Genomic DNA, 13,396 nt, shown 5'->3' with positions numbered 1-13,396 from the left:
TGTACGATGACCTACAACTTCGGCGAAGGCTGAACGGTTTTCTCATCACACAAACGTCGCAACCCAGGGTGTTCGAATAATGAATCCACAAGAACTGAAGTCCATCCTCTCTTCCGGTCTGCTGTCTTTCCCGGTTACCGATTTCAATGCACAGGGCGATTTCAATCGAGCTGGCTACATCAAACGTCTGGAATGGCTGGCCCCATACGGCGCCTCGGCATTGTTCGCCGCAGGCGGCACCGGTGAGTTTTTCTCTCTGGCGGCCAGCGAATATTCGGAAATCATCAAGACTGCCGTCGACACTTGCGCCACCAGCGTGCCAATCCTGGCCGGCGTGGGCGGTTCGACCCGTCAAGCCATCGAGTACGCACAGGAAGCCGAACGTCTGGGCGCCAAAGGCCTGTTGCTGCTGCCGCACTACCTGACCGAAGCGAGCCAGGACGGCGTTGCCGCCCACGTTGAAGCCGTGTGCAAATCGGTCAACATCGGCGTCGTGGTCTACAACCGTAACGTCTGCCGCCTGAACGCGCCGCTGCTGGAACGTCTGGCCGAGCGCTGCCCGAACCTGATCGGCTACAAGGATGGCCTGGGCGATATCGAGTTGATGGTGTCGATCCGTCGCCGCCTCGGTGATCGTTTCAGCTACCTGGGTGGTTTGCCGACCGCTGAAGTCTACGCCGCTGCCTACAAGGCGCTGGGCGTGCCGGTTTACTCCTCGGCGGTGTTCAACTTCATTCCGAAAACCGCGATGGACTTCTACCACGCGATCGCTCGTGAAGATCACGCGACCGTTGGCAAGATCATTGACGACTTCTTCCTGCCGTACCTGGACATCCGTAACCGCAAGGCTGGCTACGCAGTGAGCATCGTCAAGGCCGGGGCAAAAATTGCCGGCTATGACGCCGGTCCCGTGCGTGCGCCACTGACCGATCTGACTGGCGAAGAGTACGAAATGCTCGCCGCGCTGATCGACAAGCAGGGTGCGCAGTAATACATCCGATTAATTAAGGCCGCTGAGCGATCAGCGGCCTTTTGCGTGAGGAGATCTTAAAGTGGCAGATGCAAAGCGTTTCGATAATTACATCAATGGCGAATGGGTTGCCGGTGGCGATTACTCGGCCAACATCAACCCTTCCGAACTGACCGATAACATCGGCGACTATGCCAAGGCTGACCTGGCTCAGGTCAACGCCGCCATCGACGCTGCCCGTGCCGCGTTCCCGGCGTGGTCCACTTCCGGCATTCAGGCGCGTCACGATTCCCTGGACAAAGTCGGCACCGAAATCCTCGCCCGTCGCGAAGAGCTCGGCACCCTGCTGGCCCGGGAAGAGGGCAAGACCCTGCCCGAAGCCATCGGCGAAGTGACCCGCGCCGGCAACATCTTCAAGTTCTTCGCCGGTGAATGCCTGCGCCTGTCCGGCGACTACCTGCCGTCGGTGCGTCCGGGCGTCAACGTTGAAGTCACCCGCGAAGCCTTGGGTGTGGTCGGTTTGATCACTCCGTGGAACTTCCCGATCGCCATTCCGTCGTGGAAAATCGCCCCGGCCCTGGCCTACGGCAACTGCGTCGTGCTCAAGCCTGCGGACCTGGTGCCGGGTTGCGCCTGGGCGCTGGCAGAAATCATCTCCCGCGCCGGTTTCCCGGCCGGTGTGTTCAACCTGGTGATGGGCAGCGGTCGCGTGGTTGGCGATGCGCTGGTGCACAGCCCGAAAGTCGACGGCATCAGCTTCACCGGTTCCGTCGGTGTTGGTCGCCAGATCGCCGTCAGCTGCGTATCGCGTCAGGCCAAGGTGCAGCTGGAAATGGGCGGCAAGAACCCGCAGATCATTCTTGACGACGCCGACCTCAAGCAAGCGGTCGAGCTGTCGGTACAGAGCGCGTTCTACTCCACCGGCCAGCGTTGCACCGCATCGAGCCGCTTCATCGTCACCGCCGGCATCCACGACAAGTTCGTTGAAGCCATGGCTGAGCGCATGAAGTCGATCAAGGTCGGCCACGCGTTGAAAACCGGTACTGACATCGGTCCTGTGGTTTCCCAGGCTCAACTTGAACAGGACATGAAGTACATCGACATCGGCCAGTCCGAAGGTGCGCGCCTGGTCAGCGGCGGTGGTCTGGTGACCTGCGACACCGAGGGCTACTTCCTCGCGCCAACGCTGTTTGCCGACAGCGAAGCGTCGATGCGCATCAGCCGCGAAGAGATCTTCGGCCCGGTGGCCAACATCGTCCGCGTCGCCGATTACGACGCTGCGCTGGCCATGGCCAACGACACCGAGTTCGGTCTGTCGGCGGGCATCGCCACCACTTCGTTGAAGTACGCCAACCACTTCAAGCGCCACTCCCAGGCCGGGATGGTGATGGTCAACCTGCCGACCGCCGGCGTCGATTACCACGTTCCGTTCGGTGGCCGTAAAGGTTCATCCTATGGCTCACGTGAGCAAGGTCGCTATGCGCAAGAGTTCTACACGGTCGTGAAGACCAGCTACATCGGTTCCTGACCCACGCAATACCCTGTAGGAGCCGGCTTGCTGGCGATTGCATCACCGCGGTTTTTCAATGACACCGCAGTGCTGCCATCGCTGGCAGGCCAGCTCCCACAAAAGACAGACCAAAGAAGATTCACCCGCGCATAAAAATAATTTGTGGGAGTACATCTACATGCAATCGACCCAAAAGCCGACTCACGTCCGCTATTTGATCCTGCTCATGCTTTTCCTGGTGACCACGATCAACTACGCCGACCGGGCAACCATCGCAATTGCCGGCTCCAGCCTGCAAAAAGACCTTGGTATCGACGCCGTTACCCTCGGCTATATCTTCTCCGCATTCGGTTGGGCCTACGTGGCCGGGCAAATTCCCGGTGGCTGGTTGCTGGACCGTTTCGGCTCGAAAAAAATCTACGCACTGAGCATCTTTACCTGGTCGCTGTTCACCGTCCTGCAGGGTTATGTCGGCGAGTTCGGCATGTCCACGGCGGTGGTGGCGCTGTTCATGCTGCGCTTCCTGGTGGGCCTGGCCGAAGCGCCATCCTTCCCCGGTAACGCGCGCATCGTGGCGGCCTGGTTCCCCACCGCTGAACGCGGCACCGCGTCGGCGATCTTCAACTCCGCGCAGTATTTCGCCACTGTGTTGTTCGCACCCCTTATGGGCTGGATTGTCTACAGCTTCGGCTGGCAGCACGTGTTCATTGTCATGGGCCTGATCGGTATCGTCTTCTCTGGCATCTGGCTGAAAGTGATCTACAGCCCGCGCCAGCACCCGATGATCAACGACGCCGAGTTCAAGCACATCGCCGACAACGGCGGCATGGTCGACATGGACCAGGACAAGGGCAAAGACAAGAAGTCCGACGGTCCGAAGTGGGACTACATCCGCCAACTGCTGACCAATCGCATGATGCTTGGCGTGTATCTGGGCCAATACTGCATCAACGGCATCACCTACTTCTTCCTGACCTGGTTCCCGGTGTACCTGGTTCAAGAGCGCGGCATGACCATCCTCAAGGCGGGTTTCATCGCCTCGTTGCCAGCGATCTGCGGGTTTATCGGTGGCGTCCTCGGCGGGGTGATCTCCGATTACCTGCTGCGCAAAGGCCACTCCCTGACCTTCGCCCGCAAGGCGCCGATCATTGCCGGCCTGCTGGTTTCCAGCAGCATCGTGGCCTGTAACTATGTCGATGTTGAGTGGATGGTCGTCGGCTTCATGGCGTTGGCGTTCTTCGGCAAAGGCGTGGGCGCACTGGGCTGGGCCGTGGTATCCGACACCTCGCCAAAACAGATTGCCGGTTTGAGTGGTGGCCTGTTCAACACCTTCGGTAACCTGGCGTCGATCACCACCCCGATCGTGATCGGCTACATCATCAGCACCACTGGTTCGTTCAAGTGGGCATTGGTATTCGTCGGTTGCAACGCACTGGTCGCGGTGTTCAGCTATCTGGTCATCGTCGGTCCGATCAAGCGTGTGGTGCTCAAAGAGCCACCGGTCAGCGGTCCTGAAACCCACAACAAATTGTCTCAAGCGCATTCCTGAGGAGCGGCGTCATGCAGTTGATTGAACATTCCGACTCGCCGCGCTACATCCGCCTGCACGAGCGGGACAACGTGGTGATCGTGGTCAACGATCAGGGCGTCCCGCCCGGTACCGAATTTGCGGACGGCCTGGTCACCGTGGACTTCGTGCCACAGAGCCACAAGGTCACCCTGGAAGACATTCCCGAGGGTGGCCAGGTGATTCGCTACGGCCAGACCATTGGCTACGCCTTGCAGCCGATTCCACGCGGCAGTTGGGTCAAGGAAGATCAACTGCGCATGCCGACCGCGCCACCGCTGGACAGCCTGCCGCTGTCCACCGAAGTGCCGGCCGCGCAAGCACCGCTGGAAGGCTTCACCTTCGAGGGTTATCGCAACGCCGACGGCACCGTCGGCACGCGCAACATCCTTGGCATCACCACCACCGTGCAATGCGTGACTGGCGTGCTGGATCACGCGGTCAAGCGCATCAAGGACGAGTTGCTGCCCAAGTACCCGCACGTCGATGACGTGGTGGCGCTGACCCACAGCTACGGCTGTGGCGTGGCGATTACGGCCACCGACGCCTACATCCCGATTCGTACCGTGCGCAATCTGGCGCGCAACCCGAACCTGGGGGGCGAAGCCTTGGTGATCAGCCTGGGCTGCGAGAAATTGCAGGCCGGGCAGGTGATGCACGAGAACGACAGCTCGGTGGACTTGAGCGAGCCGTGGCTTTATCGCTTGCAGGACTCCAGCCACGGTTTTACCGAGATGATCGAACAGATCATGGAGCTGGCGGAAATCCGTCTGAAAAAGCTTGATCAACGCCGTCGGGAAACCGTGCCGGCGTCCGAGCTGATCCTCGGCATGCAGTGCGGTGGCAGTGATGCGTTTTCCGGGATCACCGCCAATCCGGCCTTGGGCTATGCCTCGGACCTGTTGCTGCGTGCCGGTGCGACGGTGATGTTTTCCGAAGTGACCGAAGTGCGCGACGCGATCTATTTGCTGACTTCCCGGGCACAGACCAAGGAAGTCGCCCAGGAACTGGTTCGGGAAATGGACTGGTACGACCGGTACCTGGCCAAGGGTGAAGCGGATCGCAGCGCCAACACCACGCCGGGCAACAAGAAGGGCGGGTTGTCGAACATTGTCGAGAAGTCCCTGGGCTCGATCGTCAAGTCTGGCAGCAGCGCCATCACTGGCGTGCTCGGCCCTGGCGAGCGGTTCAAGGACAAAGGCCTGATCTTCTGCGCAACCCCGGCCAGTGATTTTGTCTGCGGGACGTTGCAACTGGCGGCGGGGATGAACCTGCATGTGTTCACCACCGGGCGTGGCACGCCTTATGGTTTAGCCATGGCGCCCGTGGTGAAGGTGTCGACCCGGACCGAACTGGCGCAACGCTGGCCGGACCTGATCGACATCGACGCCGGGCGTATCGCCACCGGGCGCGCATCGATCGAGGAGCTGGGCTGGGAGTTGTTCCACTACTATCTGGATGTGGCCAGCGGCAAGCAACAGACGTGGGCGGAAAAGCACAAACTGCATAACGACATCACCTTGTTCAACCCGGCGCCGATTACGTAAGACCGCGTTATCGTTCATCGCTGGCAAGCCAGCTCCCACAGGGATTGCGCTGAACCTGTAGGAGCTGGCTTGCCAGCGATAGCAATCCAGCAGGCGCCGATGTGTCCAGTGGCTTATCATTAGCCCCCTAACGACGCCCACCCCAAGGTCTTCCCGGCATGCTGGCAATTTTCCTCGAAACCCTGAACATCACCGCCCCGGTGTTCGCCATGCTGTTTCTTGGGGTGCTGCTCAAGCGCATCGACTGGATCAACGACAACTTCATTCACACCGCGTCGTCCCTGGTGTTCAACGTCACCATGCCGGCGTTGCTGTTTCTGGGCATCCTGCATGCCGACCTGCACGCCGCACTGCAACCGGCGCTGCTGATCTACTTCTCCCTCGCGACGCTTGTGTGTTTTGCCATCGCCTGGGGCTGGGCGATTTTCAAGTGTCCGCGCGAAGACCGCGGGATCTACACCCAGGGCGCGTTTCGCGGCAACAACGGCGTGATCGGCCTGGCGCTGGCGGCGAGCATGTACGGCGACTACGGAATTTCCCTCGGGGCGATTCTGGCGGCGCTGGTGATCCTGTTTTACAACACGCTCTCGACCATCGTCCTGGCGGTATACAGCCCGGTGATCAAGTCTGATCCGTGGAGTATTTGCAAAAGCGTGATGATCAATCCGCTGATCATCAGCGTGCTTGCGGCGGCCCCCTTTGCCTACTTCGAAATCGGCCTGCCGGGATGGTTGGAAACGTCCGGTCAGTATCTGGCGCAAACCACCTTGCCGTTGGCGCTGATTTGCATTGGCGGCACACTGTCGCTGGCGGCGATGCGCAAAAGCGGCTCGATGGCGCTCAGTTCAAGCCTGGTGAAAATGCTCGGCCTGCCGATTCTGGCGACACTCGGTGCGTGGCTCTGGGGCTTTCGTGGGGCAGAGCTGGGGATTCTGTTTCTGTACTTCGGCAGCCCGACAGCGGCCGCCAGTTTTGTCATGGCCCGCGCGGCGGATGGTAATCATGAACTGGCGGCGGCCATCATCGTGATCACCACGTTGATGGCGGCGGTGACCACCAACATCGGGATCTTTTTGTTGCAGTGGGGTGGGTGGATCTAGCGGCCTTATGCAGTGATCATCAGATCCATTCGCGAGCAGTCAGCACAAGTTCAGGCGATTCACTCCGGCTTCTGGTAGCTATCAATCACTTCCTGCGCCGCCCGAAACGCATCGATCGCCGCCGGCACGCCGGCATACACCGCACAATGCAGCAGCGCTTCGCGAATCTCATCCACTGTGCAACCGTTATTCAGTGCGCCGCGCACGTGACCTTTCAATTCCTGTGGGCACTTCAGCGCAGTCAGCGCGGCGAGGGTGATCAGGCTGCGGGTTTTCAGCGGCAAGCCTTCGCGGTTCCACACGGCGCCCCAGGCGTGTTCGTTGACGAAATCCTGCAACGGCTGGGTGAAATCGGTGGCGTTGCCCAGCGCACGGTCAACAAAGGCGTCGCCCATCACTTGGCGACGTACTTCAACGCCGGGTTTTTTATTCTCGGTCATGGCAATTCCTTCTTGTGGTGTTGGCGCCGCCAGGCGCGCAGCGACGTGAACAGCAAGAACGCCACCAGCGCCGGCAGGATGTAAAACAGCATCAGGTGTTCAAGCTTGCCTGCCAGTGGCATGCCGGTGGTGAACGACACCACGTGCAGGCCGTACGCCAGGTACAAGCCCAAAAACAGCAGGCCTTCGGCGCGGGTGACCCGATAACCGGAATAGAACACCGGCAGGCACAGCACTGTGACACCGAGCATCACCGGCAAGTCGAAGTCCAGGGCATTGGGCGATACCGACAACGGCGATGGCGCAATCAGTGCCGTCACGCCGAGCACCCCCAGCAGGTTGAACAGGTTGCTGCCGATCACGTTGCCCACGGCGATCTCACGTTCACCGCGTAACGCGGCGATCAGCGAGGTCGCGAGTTCAGGCAGGGAGGTGCTCACCGCAACGATGGTCAAACCGATGATCCGCTCCGACAAGCCCAGGTCGGTGGCCACCGCCACCGCTGCGCCCAGCAACAAATGCCCCGCATACACCAGCATCCCCAGCCCGGCAACGATCATCAGCACGCTGGTGAGCCATGGCGCCTCGCCGCTGTGGTCATGGGTCGAAACCGGGCGCACCGAATGCCGTGACTGGCGCAGCAACAACGCCAGATACAGAAGCAATGCCGCCAACAGAATCACACCGTCGGCGCGAGTCAGTTCTTCATTCCATGCCAGTACGGATACCAGCACGCTGGCGCCGATCATCAAGGGAATGTCCAGGCGCACCAACTGCCTCGACACCCGTAGCGGAATGATCAGCGCCGAAAGTCCGAGGGTGACGAGGATGTTGAAGATGCTGCTGCCAATCACACTGCCGACAGCGATGTCAGCGTTATGCGCCAACGTGGCTTGCAGGCTGACGGCCATCTGCGGCGCGCTGCTGCCGAGGGCGACGATGGTCAGGCCGATGATCAGCGGACGAACATGCAGGCGTGCAGCCAGGCGTAGCGCGGCGCGCACCATCAATTCGGCGCCGGCAATCAGCAGCACCAGGCCGCTGAGCAATTCGATCACGCTGATCAAGGGTAAGTCGGCTAGTCCGAGAATGGTCGGGGCTCCAAGTGTCAGTCGTCGATGGCCTGAACGCGAACCCGCGCAGTGCCGCTCCTGATCATGCCCAGGCGCTCGGCAGCCTCTTGGGACAAGTCAATCAGGCGTCCACGGGTATGTGGCCCGCGGTCATTGATGCGTACCACGCAGGACTTGTCGTTATTCAGATTGGTGACCTTCACCCGCGTGCCGAACGGCAACTGGCGGTGGGCGGCGGTCATGGAATTCTTGTCGAAACGCTCGCCGCTGGCGGTGCGTTTGCCATGGTGTTTAGCACCATAATACGAAGCTACACCGGTCTTGTCGTAGCCGTGTGGATCGACGATGTCGTTACTCGCGCAACCGGTGAGGAGCGAGAGCAGGGCGCAGGCGCCGAGTAGACGTTTCATTGGAAGGTTCCCAAAAAAATGGTGGCGAGGGAGCTTGCTCCCGCTCGGCCGCGAAGCGGTCGCAAAATCAGACAACACATTTTCTGAAAAAATGCGCAAGGAGATTTGGGCCTGCTTCGCAGGCCAGCGGGAGCAAGCTCCCTCGCCACAGGGATGGGAGCCAGTGTTTAGCGCTGGCTCCATCCCGATCAGCCTTCGAGCTTGCTTTTGAGCAGTTCGTTGACCTGTTGCGGGTTGGCCTTGCCCTTGGAGGCTTTCATGGCCTGGCCGACGAAGAAGCCGAACATTTTGCCGCGCTTGGCTTCGTCTGCCGCACGGTATTGCTCGACCTGCTCGGCGTTCGCCGCCAGCATTTCGTCCAGCACCGCCGAGATGGCGCCGCTGTCGGTGACTTGCTTGAGGCCGCGCTTGTCGATGATCTCGTCCGCGCTGCCTTCGCCGTTGGCCATCGCTTCAAACACGACCTTGGCGATTTTGCCGGAGATGGTGTTGTCCTTGATGCGCAACAGCATGCCGCCCAGTTGCTCGGCGGAAACCGGAGACTGTTCGATGTCCAGGCCTTGCTTGTTGAGCAGGCTGCCCAACTCGACCATCACCCAGTTCGCCGCCAGCTTGGCGTCGCCGCCGATGCTCGCGACTTTTTCGAAGTAGTCGGCTTGCTCGCGGCTGGTGGCCAGGACGCTGGCGTCGTAGACCGACAGGCCGAACTGCTCCTGGAAACGCTCGCGTTTCTGCGGCGGCAGTTCCGGCAGGGTGGCGCGCACGTCGTCGAGGAACGAGTTCTCGATAACCACCGGCAACAGGTCCGGATCGGGGAAGTAACGGTAGTCGTTGGCTTCCTCTTTGCTGCGCATCGGACGGGTTTCGTCCTTGTTCGGGTCGTACAGGCGGGTCTGCTGGATCACCTTGCCGCCGTCTTCGATCAGTTCGATCTGGCGCTGGATTTCGCTGTTGATCGCCTTCTCGATGAAGCGGAACGAGTTGACGTTCTTGATCTCGCAGCGGGTGCCGAACTCGACCTGGCCTTTCGGGCGGATCGACACGTTGCAGTCGCAACGCAGCGAACCTTCGGCCATGTTGCCGTCGCAAATGCCCAGGTAACGCACCAGCGCGTGGATCGCCTTGACGTAGGCCACGGCTTCCTTGGCGCTGCGCATGTCCGGCTCGGAGACGATTTCCAGCAGCGGCGTGCCGGCACGGTTCAGGTCGATGCCGGTGGCACCGTTGAATTCTTCATGCAGGCTCTTGCCGGCATCTTCTTCCAGGTGCGCGCGGGTGATGCCGACACGTTTGACCGTGCCGTCTTCCAGGGCGATGTCCAGGTGGCCCTTGCCGACGATCGGCAATTCCATCTGGCTGATCTGGTAGCCCTTGGGCAGGTCCGGGTAGAAGTAGTTTTTACGGGCGAACACGTTGTGCTGGCCGATCTCGGCGTCAATCGCCAGACCGAACATCACCGCCATGCGCACTGCTTCCTGGTTCAGCACCGGCAACACGCCGGGCATGCCCAGGTCGATCAGGCTGGCCTGGGTGTTCGGCTCGGAACCGAAGGTGGTGGAACTACCGGAAAAGATTTTCGACCGGGTGGTGAGCTGGGTATGAATCTCCAGCCCGATCACGACTTCCCATTGCATGTGTGTCTCCTCAGAAGCCGGTTGGGGTGCGAGTGTGCCAGTCAGTGTTCAACTGATACTGGTGCGCAACGTTGAGCAAGCGGCCTTCCTGGAAATACGGTGCGAGCAACTGCACGCCGACCGGCAGACCGTCGACAAAACCGGCCGGCATCGACAGGCCCGGCAGGCCCGCGAGGTTGGCGGTGATGGTGTAGACGTCTTCCAGGTACGCGGCGACCGGGTCGCTGTTCTTGGCGCCGAGCTTCCAGGCCGGGTTCGGCGTGGTTGGGCCGAGGATGATGTCGACCTCATTGAAGGCGGCCATGAAGTCGTTCTTGATCAAGCGACGAATCTTCTGTGCCTTCAGGTAGTAAGCGTCGTAGTAACCGGCGGACAGCGCATAGGCGCCGACCATGATCCGGCGCTGTACTTCCGGCCCGAAGCCTTCGCCACGGGAGCGTTTGTACAGGTCGATCAGGTTGACCGGGTTTTCGCAGCGGTAGCCGAAGCGCACGCCATCGAAACGCGACAGGTTGGACGAGGCTTCTGCCGGGGCGATCACGTAGTACGCAGGGATCGCGTGCTGCATGTTCGGCAGGCTGATTTCCTTGATCACAGCGCCGAGCTTTTCCAGCGCCTTGACGCTGTTGTGGATCAGCTCGGCGATGCGCGGGTCGAGACCGGCGCTGAAATACTCCTTCGGCACGCCGATGCGCAGGCCTTGCAGCGAACCGTTGAGGCCTGCGCTGTAGTCCGGCACGGGTTCATCGATGCTGGTGGAGTCATTTGGATCGAAGCCGGCCATGCCTTGCAGCAAAATCGCACAGTCTTCGGCGGTGCGTGCCATCGGTCCGCCCTGATCGAGGCTGGACGCGTAGGCGATCATGCCCCAGCGCGAAACACGACCGTACGTCGGTTTCAGGCCGGTGAGGTTGGTCAACGCAGCGGGCTGACGAATGGAGCCACCGGTGTCGGTGCCGGTGGCTGCCGGCAACAGACGAGCGGCAACGGCAGCTGCCGAACCGCCGGATGAGCCGCCCGGAACGTGTTCCAGGTTCCACGGGTTTTTCACCGCGCCGTAGTAGCTCGACTCGTTGGCCGAACCCATGGCGAATTCGTCCATGTTGGTCTTGCCCAGGGTCACGGCGCCGGCAGCGGCCAGTTTGGCGACGACGGTGGCGTCGTACGGAGCCTTGAAGTTGTCGAGCATCTTCGAGCCGCAGCTGGTGCGAATGCCCTGGGTGCAGAACAAATCTTTGTGGGCGATCGGCGCGCCGAGCAGGGCGCCGCTCTCACCATTGGCCCGGCGGGCGTCAGCGGCTTTCGCCTGCGACAGCGCCAGGTCTTCGGTGAGGCTGATGAAACTGTTGAGCTGTGGATCGAGCTGGGCGATGCGCGCCAGCAGGACTTTGGTCAGCTCTTCGGAGGAAAACTTTTTATCGGCGAGTCCGCGGGCGATCTCGGCCAGAGTCAATTGATGCATTGCAGGCTCTTTCCCTTTAGTCGATGACTTTCGGAACCAGGTACAGGCCGTTTTCGACCGCTGGTGCGATGGACTGGTAGGCCTCGCGGTTATTGGTCTCGGTCACGACGTCTGCACGCAGGCGCTGGCTGGCTTCCAGTGGGTGGGCCAGCGGTTCGATACCGTCGGTATTGACCGCCTGCATTTCGTCGACCAGCCCGAGAATGCTGTTGAGGGCTGAAGTGATGTGCGGAAGATCGGCATCATTGAGGCCAAGACAGGCCAGATGAGCGATTTTTTCCACGTCGGAGCGTTCAAGCGCCATTGGGATTCTCCAGTGGAAAACAGAACGGACGGCGTCCGTGTGTTAGATTGTCGGAACACTACCGCACTTCTACGGTCATAAGGCCGCGATTGTGGGGCTTGGTGCACAGAAAAGCGGCCAATTTAACATATTGGCGCCTTGCCCAAAATCCCTGTCGTTGTTAGAGTTTGCCGCACTTTTTTACCCACGCGTTGCCTAGGGTCCCTTTCCCATGTTCAAGAAACTGCGTGGCATGTTTTCCAGCGATCTTTCCATTGACCTGGGCACTGCCAACACCCTTATTTACGTGCGCGAGCGCGGTATCGTCCTGAATGAGCCATCGGTTGTGGCCATTCGGACACACGGTAACCAGAAAAGTGTCGTTGCTGTCGGCACCGAAGCGAAGCGCATGCTGGGCCGTACGCCGGGCAACATTGCTGCCATTCGTCCGATGAAAGACGGCGTGATTGCCGACTTCAGCGTCTGCGAAAAGATGCTGCAGTACTTCATCAACAAGGTTCATGAAAACAGCTTCCTGCAGCCTAGCCCTCGTGTGTTGATCTGCGTTCCGTGCAAATCCACCCAGGTTGAGCGTCGTGCCATCCGTGAATCGGCCCTCGGTGCCGGTGCCCGTGAAGTGTTCCTGATCGAAGAGCCAATGGCCGCTGCGATCGGTGCCGGCCTGCCGGTAGAGGAAGCTCGCGGTTCGATGGTCGTGGATATCGGTGGTGGTACCACTGAAATCGCACTGATCTCCCTGAACGGTGTGGTTTACGCCGAATCCGTACGCGTGGGCGGCGACCGTTTCGACGAAGCGATCATCACTTATGTACGTCGCAACTACGGCAGCCTGATCGGCGAATCCACCGCCGAGCGCATCAAGCAGGAAATCGGTACTGCCTACCCGGGCGGCGAAGTTCGTGAAGTCGACGTTCGCGGCCGTAACCTGGCTGAAGGCGTTCCACGCGCATTCACCCTGAACTCCAACGAAGTGCTGGAAGCTCTGCAGGAGTCCCTGGCCACTATCGTTCAGGCCGTGAAAAGCGCCCTGGAGCAATCGCCGCCGGAACTGGCTTCCGACATCGCCGAGCGTGGTCTGGTACTGACCGGTGGTGGCGCCTTGCTGCGTGACCTCGACAAGTTGCTGGCCCAGGAAACCGGTTTGCCGGTGATCGTCGCCGAAGACCCGCTGACCTGCGTTGCTCGCGGCGGTGGCCGTGCATTGGAAATGATGGATAAACACACCATGGACCTGCTTTCCAGCGAGTAAGTCGCCGGAACGCCTCTATGCTGTTGAGCGCGCAGGCGGCACTTTGCAGTGCTGCCTGTTCGCGTTTATCTTCTGTCACTCTGCATCCAGGCCGGTTTGCTGCCGTATGAATAAAGAGAACATTTGCCTG

The 13,396-nt window shown here is 60.5% G+C and carries 12 protein-coding genes; 6 read left to right on the top strand and 6 right to left on the bottom strand.

The annotated features are described in order from the left end of the window. The first annotated feature begins 79 nt into the window (after positions 1-79). The 5 genes from kdgD (at position 80) to KHO07_RS24805 (ending at position 6,694) form a co-directional block, all read left to right on the top strand. Entirely contained in the window at positions 80-991 is a 912-nt protein-coding gene (gene kdgD / locus KHO07_RS24825; RefSeq protein WP_020796617.1) for a 5-dehydro-4-deoxyglucarate dehydratase, read from the top strand. A 61-nt stretch (positions 992-1,052) separates the two neighbouring features. Beyond that, positions 1,053-2,498, top strand: coding sequence for an aldehyde dehydrogenase family protein (locus KHO07_RS24820; protein WP_150731812.1), 1,446 nt, complete (start codon positions 1,053-1,055; stop codon positions 2,496-2,498). Positions 2,499-2,658: 160 nt separating this feature from the next. After that, complete coding sequence (locus KHO07_RS24815) at positions 2,659-4,029, top strand: MFS transporter (RefSeq protein ID WP_150731813.1); 1,371 nt, start codon at positions 2,659-2,661, stop codon at positions 4,027-4,029. An 11-nt stretch (positions 4,030-4,040) separates the two neighbouring features. Continuing rightward, positions 4,041-5,594 (top strand): galactarate dehydratase, encoded by a 1,554-nt coding sequence (gene garD / locus KHO07_RS24810; protein ID WP_212625799.1) that lies wholly within the window; start codon positions 4,041-4,043, stop codon positions 5,592-5,594. A gap of 158 nt (positions 5,595-5,752) precedes the next feature. Then, the gene (locus tag KHO07_RS24805; RefSeq protein ID WP_150731815.1) at positions 5,753-6,694 is read left to right on the top strand and encodes an AEC family transporter; all 942 of its coding nucleotides are present in this window, start codon (positions 5,753-5,755) and stop codon (positions 6,692-6,694) included. A gap of 59 nt (positions 6,695-6,753) precedes the next feature. Here KHO07_RS24805 and KHO07_RS24800 read toward each other — a convergent pair whose 3' ends face one another. The 6 genes from KHO07_RS24800 to gatC all read right to left on the bottom strand — a co-directional run bounded on the left by KHO07_RS24800 (position 6,754) and on the right by gatC (position 12,017). Then, a complete protein-coding gene (locus KHO07_RS24800; RefSeq protein ID WP_150731816.1) occupies positions 6,754-7,134 on the bottom strand; it encodes a carboxymuconolactone decarboxylase family protein in 381 nt (126 codons plus the stop codon). After that, entirely contained in the window at positions 7,131-8,192 is a 1,062-nt protein-coding gene (locus KHO07_RS24795) for a calcium/sodium antiporter (RefSeq protein ID WP_150731817.1), read from the bottom strand. The genes KHO07_RS24800 and KHO07_RS24795 overlap by 4 nt, the downstream gene beginning before the upstream one ends. Positions 8,193-8,242: 50 nt before the next feature. After that, positions 8,243-8,617: a septal ring lytic transglycosylase RlpA family protein gene (locus KHO07_RS24790; protein ID WP_150731818.1), complete on the bottom strand. Its 375-nt coding sequence runs from the start codon at positions 8,615-8,617 to the stop codon at positions 8,243-8,245. A 188-nt stretch (positions 8,618-8,805) separates the two neighbouring features. Next, entirely contained in the window at positions 8,806-10,251 is a 1,446-nt protein-coding gene (gatB, locus tag KHO07_RS24785; RefSeq protein ID WP_150731819.1) for an Asp-tRNA(Asn)/Glu-tRNA(Gln) amidotransferase subunit GatB, read from the bottom strand. Positions 10,252-10,261: 10 nt separating this feature from the next. Then, positions 10,262-11,713, bottom strand: a complete 1,452-nt coding sequence (gene gatA / locus KHO07_RS24780) for an Asp-tRNA(Asn)/Glu-tRNA(Gln) amidotransferase subunit GatA (RefSeq protein ID WP_150731820.1) — start codon at positions 11,711-11,713, stop codon at positions 10,262-10,264. Between the two features lie 16 nt (positions 11,714-11,729). Further along, positions 11,730-12,017 carry an Asp-tRNA(Asn)/Glu-tRNA(Gln) amidotransferase subunit GatC gene (gene gatC / locus KHO07_RS24775; RefSeq protein ID WP_007976465.1) on the bottom strand — a complete coding sequence of 96 codons (288 nt, stop codon included), beginning with the start codon at positions 12,015-12,017 and terminating at the stop codon, positions 11,730-11,732. 211 nt (positions 12,018-12,228) lie between these two features. On the opposite strand from gatC, the gene mreB reads away from it, so the two are divergent. Then, positions 12,229-13,266, top strand: coding sequence for a rod shape-determining protein MreB (gene mreB / locus KHO07_RS24770; protein ID WP_002555108.1), 1,038 nt, complete (start codon positions 12,229-12,231; stop codon positions 13,264-13,266). Positions 13,267-13,396 lie beyond the last annotated feature (130 nt).

The sequence above is a fragment of the Pseudomonas sp. PP3 genome (assembly GCF_905336995.1).
Lineage (GTDB): Bacteria > Pseudomonadota > Gammaproteobacteria > Pseudomonadales > Pseudomonadaceae > Aquipseudomonas > Aquipseudomonas reinekei.
Note: the sequence above shows the minus strand (reverse complement) of the source record. Positions and strands in the feature narration are given on the sequence as shown.